The organism is Neogemmobacter tilapiae, from assembly GCF_014652215.1.
Taxonomy (GTDB): domain Bacteria; phylum Pseudomonadota; class Alphaproteobacteria; order Rhodobacterales; family Rhodobacteraceae; genus Neogemmobacter; species Neogemmobacter tilapiae.
Genome location: NZ_BMYJ01000002.1, coordinates 268,148 through 290,814 on the forward strand (window position 1 = coordinate 268,148; position 22,667 = coordinate 290,814).

Here is a 22,667-nt window from a genome sequence, read left to right on the forward strand (position 1 = left end):
GATTGAAAGACATCACTTCCACCGCCTTTTATTCCCGCCCCTTTGCCCAGCCCGCCCTGCTGTCGAACGCCCGGACCCTTTCACCGCCTCTTCCGCCGCTTCCTCGATCACCGACTGCCGTGCCAAGGGGTCATCCGCCACCGCCAGTTCCACCGCCTCCAGCCGCTTCACCTCATCCCGCAGACGGGCTGCCTCTTCGAATTCCAGGTTCTCCGCCGCCTTCCGCATCTGCGCCCGCAGCGCGTCCAGATGCGCCGCAAGGTTCGATCCGACCATCGCCTTGTCGACTTTGGTCGTCACCCGCGCCTGATCGGTGTCGCCCTGCCACAGGCCCGCCAGCACGTCTTCCACGTTCTTCTTCACCGTCTGCGGTGTGATCCCATGCGCCAGATTATAGGCCTGCTGCTTTTCCCGCCGCCGGTTGGTTTCGGCCAAGGCCCGTTCCATGCTGCCCGTGATCCGGTCGGCATACATGATCACCCGGCCATCCGCATTCCGCGCCGCCCGCCCGATGGTCTGGATCAAAGACGTTTCCGACCGCAGGAACCCTTCCTTATCCGCATCCAGAATGGCCACCAGCCCGCATTCCGGAATATCCAGACCCTCGCGCAGCAGGTTGATCCCCACCAGCACGTCAAAGGCCCCCAGCCGCAAATCGCGCAGGATTTCAATGCGTTCCAGCGTATCAATGTCGCTGTGCATGTAACGGATGCGGATGCCCTGTTCGTGGAAATATTCCGTCAGATCCTCGGCCATCCGTTTCGTCAGCACCGTCACCAGCACCCGCAAGCCCTGCAAGGCCACCTTGCGGATTTCATCCAGCAGGTCATCCACCTGCATTTCCACCGGCCGGATTTCCACCACCGGGTCCAGCAAACCCGTCGGGCGGATCACCTGTTCCGCGAAAACCCCACCCGCCTGTTCCATCTCCCAGGCTGCTGGCGTTGCCGACACGAAAATCGACTGTGGCCGCATCGCATCCCATTCCTCGAACTTCAAAGGCCGGTTGTCCATGCAGGACGGCAACCGGAACCCATGTTCCGCCAGCGTGAATTTGCGCCGATAGTCGCCCTTATACATCCCCCCGATCTGCGGCACGCTGACATGGCTTTCGTCGGCAAAGACAATCGCATTGTCCGGGATGAACTCGAACAGCGTCGGCGGCGGTTCCCCTGGTGCCCGCCCCGTCAGATAGCGCGAATAGTTCTCGATCCCGTTGCAGACCCCTGTCGCCTCCAGCATCTCCAGATCGAAATTGGTCCGCTGCTCCAGCCGCTGTGCCTCCAGCAGTTTGCCCTCGCCCACCAACTGATCCAGCCGCTGTTGCAGCTCAGCTTTGATCCCCTTGGTCGCCTGCTGCATCGTCGGGCGCGGCGTCACATAATGGCTGTTCGCATAGATCCGCACCTGTTTGAAATTGTCCGTCTTGGCCCCCGTCAGCGGATCAAACTCGACAATCGCCTCCAACTCCTCGCCAAAGAACGAAAACCGCCAAGCCCGGTCTTCAAGGTGCGCTGGCCAAACCTCCACCGAATCGCCCCGCACCCGGAACGATCCCCGCGCAAAGGCCTGATCGTTCCGCCGGTATTGCTGCGACACCAGTTCCGCCATCACCTTGCGCTGATCATAGGCCGCCCCCACGATCATATCCTGCGTCATCGCCGAATAGGTCTCGACCGAACCGATGCCATAGATGCAGGACACCGACGCCACGATGATCACATCATCCCGCTCCAGCAGCGCCCGTGTCGCCGAATGGCGCATCCGGTCGATCTGTTCGTTGATCTGGGATTCCTTCTCGATATAGGTGTCCGACCGCGCCACATAGGCCTCGGGCTGATAGTAATCGTAGTAGGACACGAAATATTCGACGGCATTCTCGGGGAAGAAGCCTTTGAATTCCCCATACAATTGCGCGGCCAGCGTCTTGTTCGGGGCCAGAATGATCGCCGGGCGCTGCGTTTCCTCGATGATCTTCGCCATCGTGAAAGTCTTGCCCGTGCCCGTCGCCCCCAGCAGAACCTGATCCCGCTCCCCCGCCAGAACGCCGCCCGCCAATTCCGCAATCGCGGTCGGCTGGTCGCCCGCGGGTTGGAACGGCGTGTTCAGCACAAAGCGCCGCCCCCCCTCCAGCTTGGGCCGCGTCAGCACATCGGGGCGTTCGGTCAGGGCATTCACATTGTTATGGGGCATCGAACTCTCCTGCGCGCAGATGCCTAGAATGGTCTGTTTTTGTTCTTGTTCAAGAGGGCAAGCGTGATGAAGTGTTAACCTACCGATAACGATAATGATTCACCTTGCGGAAAATTTACTTTGGCAAATGCATCTTTCGGTTGTATTGCGGTAAGACTTGCGCCATGGTGGTGGGGCAAGCAGCAAACTGAAGCTGTCGGCGGGCCCCACACACACCCCATCCACACTCCCCAGGGCCCGCCGACAGCCTTTTCCCAAACCCCTTGATCTATGGGCCGTCCTTGGGCAGAAGGGGGCAAGCCGAACCGGGATATTTGCCATGCGCGCCAGAATCTATCAGCCAGCGAAAACCGCCATGCAGTCGGGCACTGCCAAGACCAAGGGCTGGGTTCTGGAATATCTGCAAGGCTCCGCGCGGGAGATTGACCCCCTGATGGGCTGGACCTCGACCCGCGACACCAACACCCAAGTCAAACTGCGCTTTGACACGGCCGAGGCGGCAATGGCCTATGCCCAGGAAAACGGCATCGACGCCGAAGTGGTGCAGCCCCATGCCCGCAAGCCGAACATCCGCGCTGGCGGCTATGGCGAAAATTTTGCCACCGGGCGCAAAGGCGCTTGGACCCACTAACCAAGCCTTGCCCGAGGGGCAGGGCGGTCTTATATCGGCCGCAGAGGACGACCTCCCCCATCGGGTATCATGACCAGGACGGCCTGGCGCTTTTAGGAAGCGTCCCATGCCTTGGCTCTATCTTCTGTTCGCCGGACTTCTCGAAATCGTCTGGGCCACCGCGATGAAACAATCGCACGGCTTCACCCGCCCCCTCCCCACCATCCTCATGCTGATCACCATGGCGGGCAGTTTCTTCCTGCTTTCGCTGGCCATGCGCAGCCTGCCCCTCGGCACCGCCTATGTCATCTGGACCGGCATCGGTGCTGTTGGGGCCTTTGTGCTGGGCATCCTGATGTTCGGCGAAGCCCTCACCCCCCTCCGCCTGCTCGCCGCAGGCATGATCATCGGCGGTCTGATTCTGATGAAAATCACCACGGCCTGATCACTGTTTCTCTAGAAATTGATCCCCGATCAGAATCTCATCCCCCGATTGAAAGACCAATCGGGGGCCCCGCGCGGCCCCATCCAATGGCTTCAGAAACAAAAGCCCGTCCCTGATCTCATAATGCCCCGAATCCCCCTTGTTCGCCGCCGAGGTAAAGCCCCCGCCCGTGTCGAAACTCGCACTTGCGCCCTGAAAACTTTCCCCTGAATAACGCCCATCCGGCGCGAAATAGGTGTTGGAACTGCTCGACATGCCCCCCGCCAACCCGCTTCCCGGCGAAAAGCCGGTATAGAAGAAATGCGAAATCATCCCGTCCAGCCGCGCCCCATCCGCCAAGGGCGTCACAGGATGCATCACCTCATCGCCGCCCGTCAGCGTTTCGCCATCCAGCGTCAGGCTTTCCACCGCCCCATCCGCAAAATGCAGCGTCACTGTCGAACCCGACACCGCATAGCTGCCGAAATCCATATCCCCCCGGCCCAGCAAGGCCCCCGCCTCCGGCGGATTTGTCACCCCCTCGAACGGCGCACCGTCATAGAACAAACCGTTTTCCCAAAACACCAGATGCCGATGGTAAATCTCCATCCGCATCATCCCGTCCAGCTGCATCGTCCAGCCGGTCCGCGTCCCCCAATAAAGCCCCGTCAGATCCCCCGCCTTGGGCGCAGGCATCAAAGGGGCCGCCCCTTCCGACACAAAGCGCAAGGCCCCCAGCAGCGCCGCCCCATCGTTCTGAAAGGTCGTCAACGTCTTTTCCACATCTTCCGCATCATAGGCCGGCCCTTCAAACACCACCAATTCCAGCCGATCCTCCAGTCGGATCGCCACCAGAATTTGCAGACGGCTATCCGCCTTTTGGCCCATCATGGCCATTTCGTGCCCGTTTTCCTGCGTCATCTCCGGCTCGATCAGCACCTCCAGCCCGGCCCGATCCTCGGCCTCGACAAAGCGGAACCGTTCCGAAAACAGGAAAGTGTCCAGCCGCGCCTTGGACGCCAGACCTTCGGTGATCCGAAAGGTGCAATATTCGCAGGGCCCATCATCCACCGTGTTGCGCAGGGTCAGCGCCCCATCGCTCACCGACCCCATCGCCCAACCCGGCGGCACGGCAAAGATCACATTGCCATGCTGCCGATCCTCGGCAAAGGCAGGGCTGGCCAGCAAACAAATGGCGGCGATCAAACGTTTCATGGAAACCTCTTTGCAATGGCCCCATCTGGCCGATTGCCCCATCGATTGGCAACAATGCTGTAGACCATTGGGCAGGAAATCGCCCTTGCCGCGTCCTTTGCCGCATGGCACCAACGCGGGAAAGAGGTTGAAAATGCTGACCATTGCGCTTGAAAGCCCGCTTGGGGCCGATCTGACCCTGCTGATGTCCCGCCACACCGCCGACATGCATGCCGACACCCCCCCGGAAAGCATCCATATGATGGATGCCAGCCAATTGGCCGTGCCGGGCATCTGGTTCTATGTCATGCGCGACGGGGCCGAGCCGGTGGGCATGGGCGCTTTCAAACGCATCGACACCCATCACGCCGAAATCAAATCCATGCATGTCCTGATCGAACGCCGCGGGCAGGGGCTTTCCCGCCGGATGCTTGATCATCTTTTGGCCCAAGCCGCGGCCCAAGGCTTTAAACGCCTCAGCCTTGAAACCGGCAGCCAAGACATGTTCGCCCCGGCCCGTGGCCTTTATGCCCGCGCCGGTTTCACCGAATGCGACCCGTTCGAAGGCTATACGCTGGACCCGAACAGCGTCTACATGACCAAGACCATCGCGTGACGGCCTGCCGCTTCACGATCATCCGCCACACCAAGATATTGTTTCCGTATTAGAAATTGACTTTCCCCTCGGAAAGCGCATCCTGCCCGCATCTTTTTGGACAGGAGCGGATTATGGCAATCATTTACGGGACAAATTCCTCGCAAACGCTGGTTGGAACAGCGGCAGGGGACGAAATTTTTGGCTGGGCCGAGGGCAACGCCCCCGGCGACGAGGGCCCCGCAGGCGATGATGATCGTTTACAAGGCGAAAACGGGGCCGACCTCGTCTCTGGCGGCGGGGGCACCGACACGCTTTACGGCGGTGAGGGGCGCGACACCGTCTTTGGCGGGCAGGGCGGCGACAGTCTCTTTGGCGGCAACGGGGCCGATTGGCTGGCTGGCGGCTCGGACTTGCTGGGTTTGGATGATGGCCGTGACACGATCTATGGCGGCGATGGCAAGGATTTCATTCTGGGTCGTCACGGGAATGATCTGCTCTATGGCGGCGATGACAATGATGAACTGGTGGGCGAGCGTGGCAATGATGTCGTCTTCGGTGGGGCAGGGCGCGACTTGATCGCGCTCAATCTCGGGCTGGCCGATGGGGCCGACACCTGCGACGGCGGCACCGGCGCTGACAGGTTTGAATTCAACGCGGCCTCATCGACCCGCGATTGGTCGCTGGTGCTTGCGGCCGGGGCCGCAGGCGGGCGGCTTGGGCAGGTCCACTACAAGAATTTTGAATCCTTCACCTTCACCGGCGGTAGCGGCCATGACAGCGTCACCGGATCAACCGGGGCCGATGCCCTGCGCGGCGGTGCGGGCAGCGACGTTCTGCGCGGTGGTGCCGGCCAAGACTTGCTGGAGGGGGAGACAGGTTTTGACCGGCTGACGGGCGGGGCCGGGGCCGATTTCTTCAAATTCTCTGGCACGGTCAGCAGCCTGAAAACCGATCAGATCACGGATTTCGTGTCGGGTCAGGACAAGATCCGCCTCTCGATCACCGACTTCAATATTGGCAGCAGCCTGGCCACCGCCTTCCGCCTCGGCACGACGGCGCAGGATGCCAATGACCGCCTGATCTATCACCGCGCCACCGGCAAGCTTTATGCCGATCTCGATGGCGTGGGCGGTCAGAACAAGATCCTTTTCGCCCAACTCAATCCCGGCACCGAACTCCGCCCCGGCGACTTCGACCTCTTCGGCATCGCCTGAGACGCGGGGCCCTCAGATCAGGACAAAGGGCAAGGAAACCCCTTGCCCCTTCGCCCCACTTCCCGCAAAACAGACCCCGTGCGGGGCCCATAGCTCAACTGGATAGAGCAAGGACCTTCTAAGTCCGAGGTTGAGGGTTCGATTCCTTCTGGGCCCGCCATTATTCCTTTCTTGGCGCGCCCCCTTCAAACCGGTTCGGCCGCGCATAGTCGCAGGGCGCTTCCTGCATATCCAGATGCAGCCGGTCGCCCGTATAGGGATGCGCCCGCGCCACCTCTTCGTCGAAATCAATCCCCAGACCGGGGCTTTCCGGCGGGTGGATATAGCCCTCCTCCCAGCGGATCGAATGCTTGATCAGCCGCTGGTGAAAGGCCCCCCCCGTTTCAATCGTCTCGGCAATCAAAAGGTTCGGGATCGACGCCGCCAGATGAATGTTCGCCGCCCATTCCACCGGCCCCGCATACAGATGTGGCGCCATTTCTGCGTTGAACACCTCTGCCATCGCGCTGATCTTCTTCGCCTCCCAAATCCCCCCCACACGCCCCAGCGCCGGTTGCAGGATCTTCACCCCCCCCGCCCGCAAAAGCGTGCCGAACTCGGCCTTTGTCGTCAGCCTTTCCCCCGTCGCCAGCGGAATCCGCACCTGTCCCGCCACCGCCGCGAATTCCAGCAGATTGTCCGGCGGGATCGGCTCTTCATACCACAGCGGCGCATAGGGCTCCAAAGCCTGCCCCAGCCGGATCGCCCCCCCCGTCGTGAACTGCCCATGTGTCCCGAACAACAGATCCGCCCGATCCCCCACCGCCTCGCGGATCGCCTTGCAGAAGGCCGCCGACCGGCTGATGTCCGACATCGCCGGCTGGTGCCCTCCCCGGATCGTGTAAGGCCCCGCCGGATCAAACTTCACCGCCGTAAACCCCTGATCCACAAAGCGCAGCGCCGCCTTGGCCGCCAGATCCGGGTTCACCCAGAATTCCGCACTTTCCTGCCCCGCCTCGGGGTAAAGATAGGTATAGGACCGCACCCTTTCATTCATCCGCCCGCCCAGCAAAGCCCAAACCGGCCGCCCCCGCGCCTTACCCAGAATGTCCCAGCAGGCGATCTCCAGCCCGCTGAACGCCCCCATCACCGTCGGATCCGGCCTTTGCGTGAACCCCGCCGAATAGGCCCGCCGGAACATCAGCTCGATGTCTTCCGGCGACTGCCCCAGCATATGCCGCTCGAACACATCCTCGATCACCGCCTGCATCGCCTTCGGCCCCACGGTCGAGGCATAGCATTCGCCATAGCCCACAATCCCATTGTCCGTCGTCAGCTTGGGAAAGATCCAGTACCGTCCGCCCCAGCCGGGGGCAGGGGGGGCCACCACAAAGATTTCCAGATCCTTCAGGCGCATCCGGCCGCTCCTTGGTCAAAGCAGGGCCTATGCCCCTTGCGTGCCAAGATGCCGAAAGCATCCGGCCCTGCGCGCGTCCCCCAGCGACAGATTCCTGCCGGTTTCAGATATGCCCAATATCCGTCAGAAAGGCGTCGATCAGCGCCGCATAGCCCGCAGGCTGTTCCACAAAGGGCAAATGACCCGCCCGCCGCATCAGATGAAACCGCGATCCGGGGATCAGATCCGCCAGATCCCGCACCAGATCGGGCGGTGTCGATCCATCCTCTGACGCCGCAATCACCATCGTCGGCAAGCGCAGCCCGCTGGTCGTGTCGTAAAAATCCGTATGCGCAATCGCCTGGGCCGCCCCCAGCCAACCCTCGACCGAACCCGCCAACAGCCGATCCTGCCACGGCTTGTGCCGCATCTCCGCCCGGAAGGGCCGCGAAAACCAGCGCTCCATCGTGGACTCTGCAATCGCCGCCAGCCCGCCCTGTTCCACCGCCGCAATCCGCCCTTCCCACAGCGAAGGCGCCCCCAACCGATGCGCCGTGTTCGACAGGATCAAACCCCGCACCAGATCCAGCCGCTTTACCGCCAGACCCTGCGCCACAAGCCCCCCGATCGACAGGCCCAGAACCACCGCCTCACGCAGCCCCAGATGATCCAGCAGCCGCTCCACATCCCGGATCAGCGCCCCCATCGCATAGGGCGGCGGCGGCATATCCGAACCCCCATGCCCCCGCATATCCGGCCGGATCAGCCGCAGGCCCTTTGGCAGTAACGGCAGCACTTCGTCCCAGATGGTCCCATCCAGCCCCAGACAATGCAGCAGAACCAGCGCTGGGCCGTCTTTTGGCCCGTCGTCGTGATAGTGCAGCCGCAGATCAGGCAGGAACAGATGCGGCATCAGGCAAACCTTTGCAGCGTCGCAATGAACAGGTCTTCGTCCACATTCCCACCGCTCGCAATCGCGATCACCGTATCGCCCTCAATCTCTTCCGCCCGGAACAGCGCCGCCGCCAAGGCCACCGCCCCGCCCGGTTCCACCACGATCCGCAAATGCCGAAAGGCCAGTGCCATTGCTTCCAACGCCTGATCATCCGTCACGCTCAGGCCCGGCCCCGCCAGCCGCTGCAACACCGGCAGCGTCAGCTTTCCCGGCTCGGGCGACAGGATCGCGTCACAGACCGATCCGGTCAGCCGGGCATTGCGGCAAGGCGCACCGCTGGCCAAACTGCGGGCCATATCGTCAAAGCCCTCTGGCTCTACCGGGCGCACCCGCAACCCCGGCGCGCGGCTTTCGGCGGCCAAGGCCACCCCCGCCGCCAGCCCGCCACCCGAGCAGGGCAACAGCACATCGGCCCGCAACAGCCCCAGATGCGCCGCCTGTTCCGCCAGTTCCAAACCGATGCTGGCTTGCCCCGCAATAACCAAAGGGTGATCAAAGGGCGGCACCAGCGTCAGCCCCCGTTCCGCGGCCAAGGCATCGCCCATCGCCTGCCGATCATCCTTGACCCGGTCATACAGGATCACCTCGGCCCCCAAGGCCCGTGTCCGCGCGATTTTGACTGGCGGCGCGTCACTGGGCATCAGGATCACACAGGGGCAGCCATGCGCCTTGGCGGCCGCCGCCATGCCCTGCGCATGGTTGCCGCTGGAAAAGGCGATGACGCCCCGTTCCCGCGCCTCGGCATCTATCCCGCTGACCGCCGACCAGCCGCCGCGAAACTTGAACGATCCGGTGTGTTGCAGACACTCCGCCTTGATCAGCACCTGCCGCCCCGCCAAAGCGTCCAGCACGGGCGAGGATAAAAGCGGCGTCCGCCGCGCATGGCCCGCCAGACGAAAAGCAGCGGCCTCGATGGTGGCGATGTCGGTCATGGCATGTCCTTTCGTTCCTTGGGCCAGATGGGCCAAAGATCAACCGCCGGTCAAGACAGGGAAAAGCCGTTCAGCGTGTCGGACGGCGGGGTTTGGCCGGGCCACGGGCGGCATCCGGCTTGGCCCCGCCACGCGGCGCGGGCCTTCCCCCTTCGGCTTTGCCACCCTCGGCCTTTGCGGCTGGGCGCGGTCCCGGCTTGCCGCCTTCGGCCTTGGCTGGGCCACGCGGCGCGGGTTTGGAACCCGGCGTGCCGCGCGGCACGCTGCGCCCGGTTTTGGCGGGCGGCGCGGGCTGCGGCAATTCGTCCAACCCCAACTGATCGCGCAGCACCTTGGGCCGCACTTCCTCCACCTGCCCGGGCACCATCTCGCCCAGACGGAAGGGGCCGTAACTCACCCGGATCAGCCGGTTCACGATCAGGCCAATGGCATTCATCGCCCGCCGGATCTCGCGGTTCTTGCCCTCGCGCAGACCCACCGTCAGCCAGGCATTGGCACCCTGATGCTTGTCCACCGTCACAGCCATCGGCTGAAACGTCTCACCCTCCACCGTGATGCCTTTGCGCAGCGGCTCCAGATCCGTGTCCATCGGGTTGCCCTTGACCCGCACCCGGTATTTCCGCAGCCACCCGGTCGAGGGCAGTTCCAACTTGCGCTTCAACTCGCCGTCATTTGTCAGCAGCAGCAGCCCTTCGGAATTCAGATCGAGCCGTCCCACCGACATGACACGCGGCATATCCTCGGGCAGGGTTTCAAAGACGGTCTGGCGGCCCTTTTCATCGGCGGCCGAGGTGACCAGCCCCTCAGGCTTGTAATACAGCCACAACCGCGCCGGTTCGGCGGCGGCCAAAGGCTGGCCGGAAACCGTGATCCGGTCGCGGGCGGTGACATTCAGCGCCGGGCTGGTGATGACCTTACCATTGACGGTGACCTCACCCAACTCGATCAGCCGCTCCGCCTCCCGGCGCGAGGCGACCCCGGCGCGCGACATGACCTTGGCGATACGCTCGCCTTCGGGCGTTGATGCCGCCGCTGCTGTCGATGGGGTCTTTGCTTTTTCGGCCATGGGCGTCATCCTTTGGGTGGGCCAAGATAGGCCAAGGGCCAGCAAAGGGCAACGCAGGGTGACAGGCTTTCGCAGCTATATGGATCTGGCCCTTGATCAGGCCCGCGCCGCCGCCCAGCGGGGCGAGGTGCCGGTCGGCGCGGTGATCGTTTCGCCCGAGGGCCGCATTGTCGCCCAAACCGGCAACCGCACCCGCGAACTCTCCGATCCCACCGCCCATGCCGAGCTTCTGGCCATCCGCGCCGCCTGCGCCGCCCTGGGCCGCGAAAGGCTTACCGGCCACGATCTTTACGTCACCTTGGAGCCTTGCCCCATGTGCGCCGCCGCCATTTCCTTTGCCCGCATCGGACGGCTTTACTATGGCGCCGCCGATCCCAAATCCGGCGGGCTGGGGCAGGGCCCCCGCCTCTATGCCCACCCCCAATGCCACCATGTCCCCGAGGTCTATGATGGCTTGGGCGAAACCCAATCCGCCCAATTGCTCAAAGCCTTCTTCGCCGAACGCCGCTACTGAGCCTTACACGGCAGCCCCATCCGTAAACTGCAACCGCGCCAGCCGCGCATAAAGCCCGCCTTCGGCCACCAGCGCCTCATGCGTCCCCTGAGCCACGATCCGCCCCCCCTCGAACACCACGATCCGGTCTGCCCGCTTTACCGTCGCCAAACGGTGCGCCACCACCAAGGTCGTCCGCCCCTTCGCAAGCCGCTCCACCGCCCCCTGCACCGCCCGCTCGCTTTCCGCGTCCAAGGCACTCGTCGCCTCGTCCAAAAGCAACACCGGCGCATCCCGCAAGATCGCCCGCGCAATCGCAATCCGCTGCCGCTGCCCCCCTGACAGCATCACCCCACGCTCCCCCACATAGGTCTCATACCCCTCCGGCAAGGCCCGCAAGAACCCATCCGCCGCCGCAGCCTTCGCCGCCGCCTCAACTTCTGCATCGCTCGCCCCCGGCCGCCCGAACCGGATGTTCTCCCGCGCACTCGCCGCAAAGATCACCGCATCCTGCGGCACCAGCGCCATCGCCTCCCGGAAATCCGACCGCCCCAGATCCCGCAGATCCACCCCGTCCAGCGTCACCCGCCCCCCCTGCGGATCATAAAACCGCTGCAACAACTGCAACACCGTCGTCTTCCCCGCCCCCGAAGGCCCCACCAGCGCCACCGTTTCCCCCGGTGCAACCACCAGATCCACCCCCTTCAGCGCCGACACCCCTGGCCGCGCCGGATAGGCGAACTCCACCCCTTCAAACCGGATCTCCCCCCGCACCGGCCGCGCCAGCACCACCGGCACCGCAGGGTCCAAAACCGAATCCTCCATCGTCAGCAGTTCCACCAAACGCTCTGTCGCCCCCGCTGCCCGCTGCAATTCCCCCCAGATTTCCGACAAGGCCCCCACCGACCCCGCCACCATCACCGCATAGATCACGAACTGAACCAGTTCCCCCACCGTCATCGTCCCGGCCCGCACATCCCGCGCCCCGATCCACAGCACCCCCACAACCCCTGCAAACACCAGAAAGATCACGATCACCGTCAGCACCGCCCGCGCCCCGATCCGCCGCCGCGCTGATTCAAAACTCTCCTCGATCAGCCTCCCGAACGCCGCCCGCGACCGGTTCTCATGCGTATAGGCCTGCACGGTCTGCACCGCCCCCAACACCTCCGACGCATTCCCCGAACCCGCCGCGATCAGATCCTGGTTTTCCCGCCCCAGCCCCCGCACCTTTCGCCCCAGAAAGATGATCGGCAAAACCACCGCCGGCACGATCAACAGCACCAAACCCGTCATTTTCGCCGAGGTCAGCGCCAGAAACACCAGCCCCCCCACCAGCATCAGCACATTCCGCAAGGCCACCGACACCGACGACCCGATCACCGACAGGATCAGCGTCGTATCCGTCGTGATCCGTGACAGAACCTCCCCCGTCAGCACCTTTTCAAAGAACGCCGGGCTCATCCCCAACACCCGGTCGAACACCGCCTTGCGAATGTCCGCAATGATCCGCTCGCCCAGCCGCGTCACAAGGTAATAGCGCGCCCCCGTGCCCAGCGCCAAAAGCAGCGCCACCACCAAGGCCGCCACGAAATACTGGTCCAGCAGATGCGTTTCCGCATTGAACCCATCAATCACCCGCCGCACCGCCAAAGGCAGGATCAGCGACAGACCCGCCGTCAGCGTCAGCGCCCCCAAGGCCAGCCAAACCATCGCCCGATGCGGCAGCACAAAGGGCCACAGCCCCGCCAAAGCCCCCACCTTGCGCCCCTTCGGGCGGTCTGCGGCCTGCGGATCGGGCAGTGGGCTCATCGGTTTTCCTTCCTAGGCTTGGGCTTTAGGGGGTTGGCAGGGGTTTAAGCGGCCCGCTGCCTTTGGGCAAGGTGGCTGGGATTCCCCACCTTTATCGCCCCGCCCCGACATGCCACTGTGACATGGATCAAGGGATGAACCGATGCCGCATTTCACCGCCCCCGATGGCACCACACTCGCCTATGACGACCAAGGCCAAGGCCTCCCCCTTCTGTGCCTGCCGGGCCTCACCCGCACCATGGCCGATTTTGAATACCTTATGCCCCATCTGCCCCCCCTTCGCCTGATCCGCATGGATTGCCGGGGCCGGGGCGACAGCCAATGGACCGGCCCCGCCACCTACAACGTCCCGCAAGAAGGGGCCGATGCCTTGGCCTTGATGGACCATCTGGGCATAACCCGCTTTGCCATCTTGGGCACCTCGCGCGGTGGGCTGATCGGTATGTATCTGGCGGCGGTCGCCCATGACCGCCTGCTGGGCCTTGGCCTGAACGATGTGGGGCCGGTCATCGAACGCGCGGGCCTGACCCGCATCTTCGACTATCTCGGCCGCAACCCCGCCGCCAAAACCCATGCCGCCTTGGCCGCCGCCATGCCCGGCTTCAATCCGGGGTTTGACGGCGTCCCCGAAACCCGGTGGAGGCAGGAGGCCCAGAAACACTACCGCCAAACCGACCGCGGCTTGCAGATCACCTATGACCCCGCGCTGAAAGAGGCTTTCCTCGCGGCCATGCAAGGCCCCCTGCCCGACCTCTGGCCCCTGTTCGACGCCTGCGCGGGCCTGCCTTTGGCCCTGATCCGCGGCGCAAATTCCGACCTTTTGTCGATGGACACGGCCACCGAAATGCAACGCCGCCGCCCGGATATGCTCTTTGCCAATGTGCCGGGCCGCGCGCATATCCCCTTTCTGGATGAAGCGGAAAGTTTGACGGTGATCGCCGCATGGCTGAGAAAAATCAGCCCCCGGTAGGTCGGGCCTCGGCCCGACTCTCCCCCAAGCCCAACCCCACCAAACCCCACCGCCCACAGGTGCGGAAAACCCCTCGTGACGCCCGCCCCACTTCACGTCATGCTAAAACCCGAAGAAAGGGGCGCTTCGATGAAAAAGTGGGTTATTGGTCTCCTCATCCTTGTCTCTCTGCCCATCCTCTTTCCGCTTGTTCTGATGACGGGGCTTTTTGCGGTTGTCGCGACAGGGACGGATCGCGAGCACTGGAACCAGCGCGTGACCATCGTGATTGAAACGCCCGGCGGCGAGGTCTCGGGCCGCGTTGTGCAACGAGTTGATTGGGAGGGCACACGCGGGCTCTATAAGTCCATCACCTCGGGCAGCGATGCGGGCCAAACCAGCATTCGCGTGACGGGTGAGGCACTGGCGCTAGAGGTCACCCCCGGCCGCTGGCTTTTTGCCCTGTTGAAAGGCGACAACGGCTGGCAGGGCGAACCCGGCCTGAACGCAGGCTATGTCATCGCCGTGCCCAAGGGCCATCATGCCCGGTCAGCGGAAGGCGTCGATGACATTCTGGCCTATCCGAAAGACCAGCCCCTTGAGTTGCCGCCCGAGGCTTGGCCTATGCTGGTGACCTTTGATGACATCACCAAGCCTGAGACGGTGCGCCGGGTGGACCCGGCGGATTTGGCGGCGGTGTTCGGGGCGGGGGTGAGGCTGAAAGCAGCGAAGTTGGAGGTGACGGATGCTGCGGTGACAGAGGGAAGGGTTGAGGGGGTGTTGGGTACAGATTTCTTCTTAAAATGGGCAAAGAGACACAAAGAAGAACTCGCAAAGGATAACACAATGGAAAATCCCTATTTTCAATCGCTTGCAGCACGCATGTATAAAAATGTTTTCATTGAAGGATCAGCACAATGACCATCACCGAGAAAGGCCTTTTCCTCGCAATTCTTTCAATGGACGCCTATAATCGTGATCGTGGTGCCGTGCTTGCACGCACCATCCCCCATCCACAAACGCACTCCTTACGGTTAACCAAACCCTAACACGCCAAAAATTCCCATTCTATCTCAAGCCCTTACCCGAGATTTCACGCGTGAAATCACCCGTCAAACAAACTCGGATCATACAAATAGGCCGCCCCCACGGCCAAAATTGCGGCCCCAAGCACCGCGAAAGCGATCTTCCAGACCGACCAGGGCCGCTCTCCCTGAACCTCGCCCGTCTGCCCGTTCACAAGAAAACGATAGCTTTTCCCGCTGTATTTATAGGCCGCCGTCCAGACCGGCAGCAGGACATGTTTGAAGGTTTCGTCCGAGAAATCGGTGTCAATCTTCCCGATCCGCTGCTCATCCCCACCAATATCCCGCCGAACATCCCCGGCGATCACCTGCGCCATCCGATCCCGTGCGGCCCCATGCCCCGCCTCCAGACTGACGGTGTAGCCCTCGGCCTGAAACCCGGCCAGAAAGTCGGGATTGTAGGGGGCAAGCTCCGACAGATTCCACGGCGTCAGATCATTCCCCAACCGCTGGGGCAGGCTGGTCGAGGCCATGATCAGCACATCATCAAACCCCCGCGCAACGCGGCCCGAAACAGGACTCCACCGCGTTTTCCGAACCTGCTGCTGGCGGCGTTCGGATTTCCCATTGACGGTCACCGTCACCCATTCGGTTTCGTAATAATAATCCCCCCGCTGCCCGGAATAAGAACTGCGGGTGTCGGCATCGAAGGTCCAGAAGGGCACGTAGATCCCCGCCATCCTGCGCCCCTTGCGGACAAATTCCAGCAACGTGTTCGGGGCAAACCAAAGGCTGCCCAGCCAGCCGGTCAGCGCCCGGTGGGCCTCATCATGGCTGATCTTGAAGGGCACCACCGCCTGCGGTTTGATCCGGCGGATCTGGCCGGTGTCGACCACCACCGGCGTCGCACAGAACGGGCATTCGGTGGCATGGCTCGCGCCCTGAAGCTCCACCACCGCCCCGCAAGACGGGCAAGAGGTGCTGCGATGGGTTTCGGAAATCTCCCCCCCCTCGCGGTCAGCCTTCAGGCCGCGCGCCAAGGGGATCTCGCCCAAGGCATCCCGCTTGGCCCGCGTTTCGCTGGGGGCGACCTGCTGGACATGGCCGCAATGGTCGCAGACCAGTTCAGTGGCCCCCGGATTGTAGCGCAGATCGGCCCCGCACTGCGCGCAGGGCCAGCGGTGTTCTTCGGTGACGCTCAATTCAGTTCCCCGGCACCGGCGGCGGAGGGGGCGGGGGTTGCACGGTGAACAGCCGGGCGATGGCGGTCACATCCTCGGCCCGCATCCATCCGTCCTGCCCAGCGGTCCAGACCATCGTGTCGCGCGTGAGACTGCCATCCTGCACCATCCGGCCCATCGACGCGGTTGAAAACGGGCCTTTCGTGGCCCCGCCCTCGGCGATATGCCAGACCGTATCGGGCGAGGGTGGTGGCGGCGGCGCGGCGGCGGGGCTAGCACCCCAAGGGCCGGCCATTTGTTGACCTAGGGCCATACCCATCCCGGCCCCCATGCCTGCCCCCATCGCCGCACCGGCGGCAGAGTTCGGTTGGGCCATGCCTTCGGCGGCGTTGAACTGCATGTATTTGTTCAGATCACCCGCGATGCCGACCGAGGTGCGCTTGTCCAGCACCTTTTCCACTTCTTCCGGGAGGCTGATATTTTCGATGTAGAATTCCGGCAGGGTCAGGCCGTATTCCGCCACCTTGGGGCCGATCGCCGTAGTGATCAGCTTGCCCAGATCGGCGGTGTTCGCCGCCATATCCAGCACAGGAATCCCCGATTTCGCCAGAATCTGGCTGACTTCCTGCACGATCACGTTGCGGATCTGGAAAGAAATCTCATCCGCCGTGAATTCCCCATCGGTCCCCACGATTTCCCGCATGAAAACTGCCGGATCGCTGACCCGCATCGAATAAGACCCAAAGGCCCGCAGACGGACCGGCCCAAATTCGGGATCTCGCGCCATGATCGGGTTCTTGGTGCCCCATTTCTGGTCGTTGAAACGGGTTGTGTTGATGAAATAAATCTCGGACTTAAAGGGCGACTGAAAGCCGTGGTCCCAGTGCTGAAGGCTGGTCATGATCGGCATGTTGTTGGTTTCCAACATATACATGCCGGGGCCGAAGACATCGGCCATCTGTCCTTCATGCACGAAAACCGCCGCCTGCCCCTCACGCACCGTCAGCTTGGCACCGTATTTGATTTCATGCCCCTGACGATCAAACCGCCAGACCATGGTGTCGCGGGTATCATCCACCCAATGGATGACGTCAATGAACTGGCCTTTGAGGAAATCGAAGATCATGGTTTGTCCTTTCGATAGGCTGTGATCAGCTTTCGCCGCCCAGCAATTCCTTGGCAAGAGTTTCAACAATCGGCCTTGCCTGTTCGATGCTCATCCCCGGCCGCAGGCGTGGGTCGTAAAGCATCTTAAGCAGCAATTCATCCTGCCGCGTCAGCAAGGCGAATTCCTGATCGTCGTTAAAGATCGAGGGCCGGGCGCGGGGGCTGTCATTGGCCAGGCCCAGCCCTTGGGCGATTTCCTCATGGATACACAGCATTTGCAGAAGGTCCGGATTTTCCGCCCGCAGTACCGCCACCGCCCGCGTTGTGGCATTCCGCTGGTTGTCGGAAAAGCCATAAACCACGCAATAATTCTGCCGGGGCAGGTTGGTCAGCCCGGTCAGTTCGGCATCGGAAATGCCGGGCAGGTTCTGCCGCACCACAGGGCCCAGCGCCTTGCGTTCATCCTCATCCACGATGAAGATCTGGAAATTCGCGCCCTGATCGGTCAGGCCGATGGGATGGCCCGTCACCCTTTGCAGCCGTGCCAGATAGGAGGCGATCCGTGCGCGATCTGTCGCCTGCCGGGCAGGGGGAATTGACTTGCCGAAATTCAGGCCAACGCGGATCGGCACCTCCCACCGGCGCAGGCGGGTGGGGGATTCCTTGGATACGAAACCCGTATCAGTGCGCGTGTATTCGTCAAACAGCGCGATCTTGACGAAATTCTCGCCCAAGATGCGGGCGTCAAAGAACGTGTCCTTTGACCCGTCATCGGTCCGCAACATACCCTGCGCCAGCAGCCCCGACTGGACTTTGGTCAGATAGGCCCGCACCGCCTGACTTTCCGCCGAACCCTGCACGGGCACGGGGGCCTGTGCCACGGGGGGCGGGGTTTCGACGGCGGGTTTTTCACAAGCCGCAAGCGCCAGAAGGGCCAGCCCGGCAAGGGCTGACCCATGGGGCCGAAGGCGCAATTTCCAAAGGTCTTTCACGATGCCGGTCAGCCCCCGACCGCCGTGCCCGCGTTGTAACCCGTGCCGGTGCCCTTGGCCTTGGCGGCGGCCAGCGTGTCACGCAGTTCCGTTTCCATCTTCTGCAATTCCACCTCGGCCGCGGCCCGTTTGGCCTTGCCCTCATCGGCAATCGCCAGGCTTTCGTTGATCGTCGCAATCAGCGTGGCATTGGCCTTTTGCACTGCTTCGATATCGAACACGCCGCGTTCCATTTCGGTGCGCACCACGCGGTTCGTTTCTTGCAGGTTTTCGGCATTCCGCGTCAGCAGCTCATTCGTCAGGTCATTCGCCCCACGGATGGCTTCTGCCGCCTCACGCGAGCGCTGGATCGTCACCGCCTGCGCCAACTGGGTTTCCCACAGCGGCACGGTGTTCACCAAAGTCGAATTGATCTTGGTCACCAGCGACTTGTCGTTTTCCTGCACCAAGCGGATCGAGGGCAGCGATTGCATCGTCACCTGACGCGTCAGTTTCAGATCATGCACCCGGCGTTCCAGATCATCGCGGGCGGAACGCAGATCGCGCAATTCTTGCGCCGCCATCACCTGCTTATCCTCGGGCTGAGCTTTGACATAGGCCTCTTTCGCGGGGATGTCGGTCGCGTCGAGTTCGGCGAGCTTGGCCTCGCCCGCCGCAATATACAGCGCCAGTTCGTCATAGAAGGAGAGGGTCTTTTCATACAGCACGTCCAAAGACTTGATGTCTTTCAGCAGCGTATGTTCGTGCCCCAGAAGTTCATTGGTGATCTTGTCGATCTGGCCTTGAACTTCTTCGAACCGCGCCACGAATTTGGCAAAGGGGGCACCCCGGCCTAAGAGCTTTTCCCACCAGGAGCGTTCCCGCCGCACGTCCAGCTCGCTGACGGTAAAGCCGCGCAGGGTAGTGACGATGCCGCGCAGGCTGTCGCCCGCGGGCCCCACGTCCTTGTTCTTGACCCCTGCCAGCATTTCCTGGCTGATCACCTGCAATTCGGCTTGGGCGCGCGACCCAAAGCTGATGATCGACTGGGTGTTGCCCATGTCCAGCTCACCCATACGCTTGGTGATTTCGGCGGCATGGTCGCCCTTGGCTTCGGCCAGCGGCACGATCGCCGTGCCCGGCTCGGGCAGGATCACCGCCGTCACCTTTTCCACCTCGGCCAAGGTCTGTGCGGCCTTTTGACGAATGTCTTCGGTCATCTTCTATCCCCTGTTCCGGGCCACAGCCCTGTTTGGCGGCCCTGTTTCAGCCTTCGCGTTGCAGCCGTTCCCGCAACACGCTGATTTCGACGTCCAGATCACTGCGGTTATCCGACAAAAGCGCCTTGGTCCGGTCCGCAAAGTTCGTTTCCAGGTCCGTCAACAACGCCTCATACTCCGCCCGCGTTCCCGCGTCGCGGGTTCGCGCATAAAGATCGACGAATTTCACCGTCGCATCCCGTGCGCCCATCAGATAGACGGTCAGATACTTTCGTGCGGCGGACAGATCGCCCGGATCGCCCTCAATCCCGCGAAACAACTGCCGTGCGATGCCTGCAAATTTCTCGATCCTGGCCTCGATCGTGCGGTCGTTCGCCCGCAGACCGGCATCCTTCATCGCCACAAGATAGGCCTCAGCCTCATCCACCGCACGCGCGACGCGGTCGGTCTGGAACGTGTCGACCCCCTCCATCCCTTTGTCACGCAAGGGGTCGGGGCCAAAGGTGACCGTATGCAACAAGGTCGCCGCGAAGGTCAGGCCCAGCGCAGGGATCAACCCAATCCCAGCCATCTGGGATCCCAGCAAGATGCCCAGTCCAGTCAGTGCCGAGGCCATCATCTTGCGCGGTATAGCGGGCCTGCGGCTGACCCGACGTTCGTCATAAGCGGCCTGCGCCTTTTGCCCTTCCAACGTCAGCCAGACGGCCAGCGCCAGCACCGCCGCCCCGGCCAGACCCAGAATCAAACCGCCCGGCGGGCTGGTAAAGGCGCGGACGGCAAAGGGCAGGGGGGTCAGCACATAAAGCCGCAATGGCCCTTTGCGTGGCGCGCTGCCCACCACCGGACCTGCATGGTCACGTTCCACTGTGCCTGAAGGGCTGAATTTGCCGCCAAAACGCTGCGCCATCAGGTTGCACCATAGGTTGCAATATAGATGATCACGCCGAACAGCAGGAAAAAGGTCAAGGGCGCAAGTCGTTGGCCGTTCATTGTCTTACCCACCGCGTGTTTCGGTCAACGAAACTATAGGCATAGACACACGTCCTGCCAATGACGGATTGGGGGGAATTCCTGCGCAGCCTTCCCAAAGCTACTGGAACGGGTTCACCCGATTTCCGCCAGGGGGCTGCCCGCCAACGCCAGCCTGCCCGCCCCCCTGTTGTCCCCCTTGCGCCGCGCCGCCATTGTCCATCTGGCCACCACCACCCCCTGACCGCGCATCTTGGATGATCGTGTCGCCACATTCCCCCAAAGCCCCCATCGAGGCACGCGACCCGGCCAAGGAAAATTGCCGGATTTTTTTGCCCTTGCCCCCCCGCAGCACGATGGTATTGCCCGCTGCCACCTCACCCACGAAACGTCCGCCGTCGTCGCTGTTTGGCAGATTGAACAGAATAGACTGCTGATATTGCTCGGCATTGGTTAATGTCCAAGCCGCCCGCTTGTCGATCTGCACCTCATAATTCGCATAGCCGCCGTCAAAATTCCATTCGTCGGAAAAGAATTGCAGGCGCGCCGTATCGTCCTGAAAAATCCAGATCGAGAAACTGCCCTGCTTTTTCGTCACATGCGCGACGCAGCCAAAGGTCCCATCATCAAAGGCCACGATTTCGACCTGCCACGCCTTGCTGGAAAAAACCACCTCGGACTGTTGGGCCCAAGCCGGCAACGCCAGCGCCGAAAGGTACAGGATTGTTGAAAAAAGGCGTGCTGCAATAAACATGGGAACCTCACCAGATCATTGGGGGCATTTTTGCCCCCTTGGTCGATTCCCGCAAGTGTTAACGTATCCCGTGTTCCTCTTGTTCAAACGGGCCCGCCCATTGCCAAGGCACGGGGAATCCGCCCAAAATGTCGCGGATATGATCGTCACCAATGCCGCTGGCCGGCAGAAGATGCGCGACCAAACCGCGCTTCTTGTCCTCGACCACCGTGGCGACCCGCACCTCAAGTGCTGCCGTGGCCAAAGCCTTGTCAAAAACCCGTGTGATGGCCCGTTTCCGAAGGTCGGGTTTGAACACCTTGCCGACAGCCGTTTTCGGCATTTCTCCGACGATTTCGATGTACTTCGGAATGGCGGCCTGCTCGGCGATATGGTTCCCGGCGTATTCCGCCAGTTCCGCGACCGTCGCCTCTGCCCCTTGCACCAGTTCCACATAGGCGCAGGGCACTTCGCCCGCATGGGCATCGGGTTGCCCAATTGCCCCCACCATCGCCACAGCGGGATGCGCCATCAGCGCCTCTTCGATGGTAGCAGGGTCAATGTTATGGCCCCCCCGGATGATCAGGTCTTTCGCCCGCCCCGTGATGAACAAATAGCCATCCGGGTCGATCCGCCCCAGATCGCCGGTGCGCATAAAGCGCCCTTCGACGAACAGCGCTGCATTCTTGGCAGTTTCCGTGTAAACCGCCCCCGGTGCGATCCCCGGATTGGCGACGCAGATTTCCCCCACCTCATCCACGCCGCATTCCCGCAGAACCTCCCCAGCCCCGTCCAGATGCAGGATTCGCACATCCGTATAGGGAAAGGGCAGGCCAACGCTGCCGATCTTCTTCTCCCCATCCGGCGGATTGCAGGCCACCAGACAAGTCGCCTCGGTCAGCCCATAGCCCTCGATCACCTGAACCCCCGTCGCCGCCTTGAAACGGTTGTAAAGTTCCGGTGCCAAGGGCGCTGACCCTGAGAAGGCCCCCCGCAGTGACCCGATATCGGCATCCACCTTGCGCTGCATCAGGGCTGAAAGGGCGGTCGGCACCGTGATGACATAGCTCGCCTTATAGCGTTCGATCAGCTTCCAGAAATTGTCAAAAACCCCCTCGCCCCGGTATCCCGCCGGGGTCGGAAAGACGACATGCGCCCCGCTGGCGATCATCGACATCAGCACGGGATAGCAGGCCAGCACGTGGAACATCGGCAAGGGGCAAAGCACAACATCGGTTTCGCGGAACAAAAGTTCATGCCCGATCCAGCCGTTGTAGATCATCCCCCCTGACCGATGCTGTGCCACCTTGGGCAAGCCCGTTGTGCCACCCGTGTGGAAATAGGCGGAAACACGGTCCTCGTCGGGGGCCTCAAAACTCAGCCTTGTGGGCTGCGCCCGCAGGGCTTTGCGAAAATTCAACACCTTCGCCGGATGCGCCACAGGGTTCTTCGGCCGTGCAAAACCCACCAGCAGCCGCTTGGCCAAGGGCAGATGGGCGGCCAGATCCACCTCAATCACATGGCGCACATCGGGGGCCATAGCGATGGCCTGCGCCACCCGTTGCGGCACATCCGTTTTGGGAAAGGCCCGCAACGTCACGACCACCCTGGCCTTCGTCTCGCGCAAAATACCCGCCATATGGTCG

General features: G+C 62.5%; 21 protein-coding genes, 1 tRNA gene and 1 pseudogene. 9 read left to right on the plus strand and 14 right to left on the minus strand.

Going from position 1 to position 22,667, the window contains the following annotated elements; genetic code table 11:
• Window positions 1-12 precede the first annotated feature (12 nt).
• Window positions 13-2,193: an excinuclease ABC subunit UvrB gene (gene uvrB / locus IE095_RS04390; protein ID WP_189410404.1), complete on the minus strand. Its 2,181-nt coding sequence runs from the start codon at window positions 2,191-2,193 to the stop codon at window positions 13-15.
• 319 nt (window positions 2,194-2,512) lie between these two features.
• Between uvrB and IE095_RS04395 the strand changes: the two genes are divergently transcribed.
• Both IE095_RS04395 and IE095_RS04400 read left to right on the plus strand, forming a co-directional pair.
• Complete coding sequence (locus tag IE095_RS04395) at window positions 2,513-2,824, plus strand: ETC complex I subunit (protein WP_189410405.1); 312 nt, start codon at window positions 2,513-2,515, stop codon at window positions 2,822-2,824.
• A 106-nt stretch (window positions 2,825-2,930) separates the two neighbouring features.
• Window positions 2,931-3,248: a DMT family transporter gene (locus IE095_RS04400; RefSeq protein WP_189410406.1), complete on the plus strand. Its 318-nt coding sequence runs from the start codon at window positions 2,931-2,933 to the stop codon at window positions 3,246-3,248.
• On the opposite strand, the gene IE095_RS04405 is transcribed toward IE095_RS04400, so the two are convergent.
• Complete coding sequence (locus IE095_RS04405) at window positions 3,249-4,442, minus strand: hypothetical protein (RefSeq protein WP_189410407.1); 1,194 nt, start codon at window positions 4,440-4,442, stop codon at window positions 3,249-3,251.
• A 133-nt stretch (window positions 4,443-4,575) separates the two neighbouring features.
• Between IE095_RS04405 and IE095_RS04410 the strand changes: the two genes are divergently transcribed.
• The 3 genes from IE095_RS04410 (at window position 4,576) to IE095_RS04420 (ending at window position 6,393) form a co-directional block, all read left to right on the plus strand.
• Complete coding sequence (locus IE095_RS04410; RefSeq protein WP_189410408.1) at window positions 4,576-5,037, plus strand: GNAT family N-acetyltransferase; 462 nt, start codon at window positions 4,576-4,578, stop codon at window positions 5,035-5,037.
• Window positions 5,038-5,150: 113 nt separating this feature from the next.
• Entirely contained in the window at window positions 5,151-6,233 is a 1,083-nt protein-coding gene (locus IE095_RS18560; protein ID WP_189410409.1) for a calcium-binding protein, read from the plus strand.
• Between the two features lie 83 nt (window positions 6,234-6,316).
• A tRNA-Arg gene (locus IE095_RS04420) sits at window positions 6,317-6,393 on the plus strand.
• Here IE095_RS04420 and IE095_RS04425 read toward each other — a convergent pair.
• The 4 genes and pseudogenes from IE095_RS04425 to IE095_RS04440 all read right to left on the minus strand — a co-directional run.
• A complete protein-coding gene (locus IE095_RS04425) occupies window positions 6,394-7,629 on the minus strand; it encodes a mandelate racemase/muconate lactonizing enzyme family protein (RefSeq protein WP_189410410.1) in 1,236 nt (411 codons plus the stop codon). It abuts the tRNA gene before it with no gap.
• Between the two features lie 103 nt (window positions 7,630-7,732).
• Window positions 7,733-8,521 (minus strand): 3-oxoadipate enol-lactonase, encoded by a 789-nt coding sequence (pcaD, locus tag IE095_RS04430; protein ID WP_189410411.1) that lies wholly within the window; start codon window positions 8,519-8,521, stop codon window positions 7,733-7,735.
• Window positions 8,521-9,495 (minus strand): threonine ammonia-lyase, encoded by a 975-nt coding sequence (locus IE095_RS04435; protein ID WP_189410412.1) that lies wholly within the window; start codon window positions 9,493-9,495, stop codon window positions 8,521-8,523. Before IE095_RS04435 ends, pcaD begins: the two co-directional genes overlap by 1 nt.
• A 304-nt stretch (window positions 9,496-9,799) precedes the next feature.
• A pseudogene (locus IE095_RS04440) lies at window positions 9,800-10,561 on the minus strand (pseudouridine synthase); the annotation flags it as partial.
• Window positions 10,562-10,640: 79 nt separating this feature from the next.
• Here IE095_RS04440 and IE095_RS04445 point away from each other — a divergent pair.
• The gene (locus IE095_RS04445; protein ID WP_229804527.1) at window positions 10,641-11,075 is read left to right on the plus strand and encodes a nucleoside deaminase; all 435 of its coding nucleotides are present in this window, start codon (window positions 10,641-10,643) and stop codon (window positions 11,073-11,075) included.
• A gap of 3 nt (window positions 11,076-11,078) precedes the next feature.
• On the opposite strand, the gene IE095_RS04450 is transcribed toward IE095_RS04445, so the two are convergent.
• Window positions 11,079-12,866: an ABC transporter transmembrane domain-containing protein gene (locus IE095_RS04450; protein ID WP_189410415.1), complete on the minus strand. Its 1,788-nt coding sequence runs from the start codon at window positions 12,864-12,866 to the stop codon at window positions 11,079-11,081.
• 142 nt (window positions 12,867-13,008) lie between these two features.
• Between IE095_RS04450 and IE095_RS04455 the strand changes: the two genes are divergently transcribed.
• The 3 genes from IE095_RS04455 (at window position 13,009) to IE095_RS18565 (ending at window position 14,864) form a co-directional block, all read left to right on the plus strand.
• The gene (locus IE095_RS04455; protein ID WP_189410416.1) at window positions 13,009-13,836 is read left to right on the plus strand and encodes an alpha/beta fold hydrolase; all 828 of its coding nucleotides are present in this window, start codon (window positions 13,009-13,011) and stop codon (window positions 13,834-13,836) included.
• A 129-nt stretch (window positions 13,837-13,965) separates the two neighbouring features.
• Window positions 13,966-14,736: a hypothetical protein gene (locus IE095_RS04460; protein ID WP_189410417.1), complete on the plus strand. Its 771-nt coding sequence runs from the start codon at window positions 13,966-13,968 to the stop codon at window positions 14,734-14,736.
• Window positions 14,733-14,864, plus strand: a complete 132-nt coding sequence (locus tag IE095_RS18565; RefSeq protein ID WP_268247709.1) for a hypothetical protein — start codon at window positions 14,733-14,735, stop codon at window positions 14,862-14,864. The genes IE095_RS04460 and IE095_RS18565 overlap by 4 nt, the downstream gene beginning before the upstream one ends.
• Window positions 14,865-14,920: 56 nt before the next feature.
• Here the strand turns inward: IE095_RS18565 and IE095_RS04465 are convergent, their stop codons facing one another.
• The 7 genes from IE095_RS04465 to IE095_RS04495 all read right to left on the minus strand — a co-directional run.
• Window positions 14,921-16,042, minus strand: a complete 1,122-nt coding sequence (locus IE095_RS04465) for a TFIIB-type zinc ribbon-containing protein (protein WP_189410418.1) — start codon at window positions 16,040-16,042, stop codon at window positions 14,921-14,923.
• 1 nt (window position 16,043) lies between these two features.
• The gene (locus tag IE095_RS04470) at window positions 16,044-17,147 is read right to left on the minus strand and encodes an SPFH domain-containing protein (protein ID WP_189410419.1); all 1,104 of its coding nucleotides are present in this window, start codon (window positions 17,145-17,147) and stop codon (window positions 16,044-16,046) included.
• Between the two features lie 25 nt (window positions 17,148-17,172).
• Entirely contained in the window at window positions 17,173-18,120 is a 948-nt protein-coding gene (locus tag IE095_RS04475; protein ID WP_229804496.1) for a DUF2927 domain-containing protein, read from the minus strand.
• A gap of 8 nt (window positions 18,121-18,128) precedes the next feature.
• Complete coding sequence (locus IE095_RS04480) at window positions 18,129-19,319, minus strand: toxic anion resistance protein (RefSeq protein ID WP_189410420.1); 1,191 nt, start codon at window positions 19,317-19,319, stop codon at window positions 18,129-18,131.
• A gap of 46 nt (window positions 19,320-19,365) precedes the next feature.
• Entirely contained in the window at window positions 19,366-20,226 is an 861-nt protein-coding gene (locus IE095_RS04485; RefSeq protein ID WP_189410421.1) for a 5-bromo-4-chloroindolyl phosphate hydrolysis family protein, read from the minus strand.
• A 183-nt stretch (window positions 20,227-20,409) separates the two neighbouring features.
• Window positions 20,410-21,042 carry a hypothetical protein gene (locus IE095_RS04490; RefSeq protein ID WP_189410422.1) on the minus strand — a complete coding sequence of 211 codons (633 nt, stop codon included), beginning with the start codon at window positions 21,040-21,042 and terminating at the stop codon, window positions 20,410-20,412.
• Window positions 21,043-21,100: 58 nt separating this feature from the next.
• Window positions 21,101-22,667 (minus strand): acyl-CoA synthetase (locus tag IE095_RS04495; protein ID WP_229804498.1); only part of this gene is annotated, 1,567 nt, incomplete at its 5' end.

Coding starts and splice junctions, on each gene's coding strand:
- IE095_RS04490 (WP_189410422.1), bottom strand. CDS start 21,042: ATGTTTATTGCAGCACGCCTTTTTTCAACAATCCTGTACCTTTCGGCG.
- IE095_RS18565 (WP_268247709.1), top strand. CDS start 14,733: ATGACCATCACCGAGAAAGGCCTTTTCCTCGCAATTCTTTCAATGGAC.
- uvrB (WP_189410404.1), bottom strand. CDS start 2,193: ATGCCCCATAACAATGTGAATGCCCTGACCGAACGCCCCGATGTGCTG.
- IE095_RS04400 (WP_189410406.1), top strand. CDS start 2,931: ATGCCTTGGCTCTATCTTCTGTTCGCCGGACTTCTCGAAATCGTCTGG.
- IE095_RS04470 (WP_189410419.1), bottom strand. CDS start 17,147: ATGATCTTCGATTTCCTCAAAGGCCAGTTCATTGACGTCATCCATTGG.
- IE095_RS18560 (WP_189410409.1), top strand. CDS start 5,151: ATGGCAATCATTTACGGGACAAATTCCTCGCAAACGCTGGTTGGAACA.
- IE095_RS04425 (WP_189410410.1), bottom strand. CDS start 7,629: ATGCGCCTGAAGGATCTGGAAATCTTTGTGGTGGCCCCCCCTGCCCCC.
- IE095_RS04450 (WP_189410415.1), bottom strand. CDS start 12,866: ATGAGCCCACTGCCCGATCCGCAGGCCGCAGACCGCCCGAAGGGGCGC.
- IE095_RS04445 (WP_229804527.1), top strand. CDS start 10,641: ATGGATCTGGCCCTTGATCAGGCCCGCGCCGCCGCCCAGCGGGGCGAG.
- IE095_RS04485 (WP_189410421.1), bottom strand. CDS start 20,226: ATGGCGCAGCGTTTTGGCGGCAAATTCAGCCCTTCAGGCACAGTGGAA.
- IE095_RS04480 (WP_189410420.1), bottom strand. CDS start 19,319: ATGACCGAAGACATTCGTCAAAAGGCCGCACAGACCTTGGCCGAGGTG.
- IE095_RS04460 (WP_189410417.1), top strand. CDS start 13,966: ATGAAAAAGTGGGTTATTGGTCTCCTCATCCTTGTCTCTCTGCCCATC.
- IE095_RS04435 (WP_189410412.1), bottom strand. CDS start 9,495: ATGACCGACATCGCCACCATCGAGGCCGCTGCTTTTCGTCTGGCGGGC.
- IE095_RS04395 (WP_189410405.1), top strand. CDS start 2,513: ATGCGCGCCAGAATCTATCAGCCAGCGAAAACCGCCATGCAGTCGGGC.
- IE095_RS04410 (WP_189410408.1), top strand. CDS start 4,576: ATGCTGACCATTGCGCTTGAAAGCCCGCTTGGGGCCGATCTGACCCTG.
- pcaD (WP_189410411.1), bottom strand. CDS start 8,521: ATGCCGCATCTGTTCCTGCCTGATCTGCGGCTGCACTATCACGACGAC.
- IE095_RS04455 (WP_189410416.1), top strand. CDS start 13,009: ATGCCGCATTTCACCGCCCCCGATGGCACCACACTCGCCTATGACGAC.
- IE095_RS04405 (WP_189410407.1), bottom strand. CDS start 4,442: ATGAAACGTTTGATCGCCGCCATTTGTTTGCTGGCCAGCCCTGCCTTT.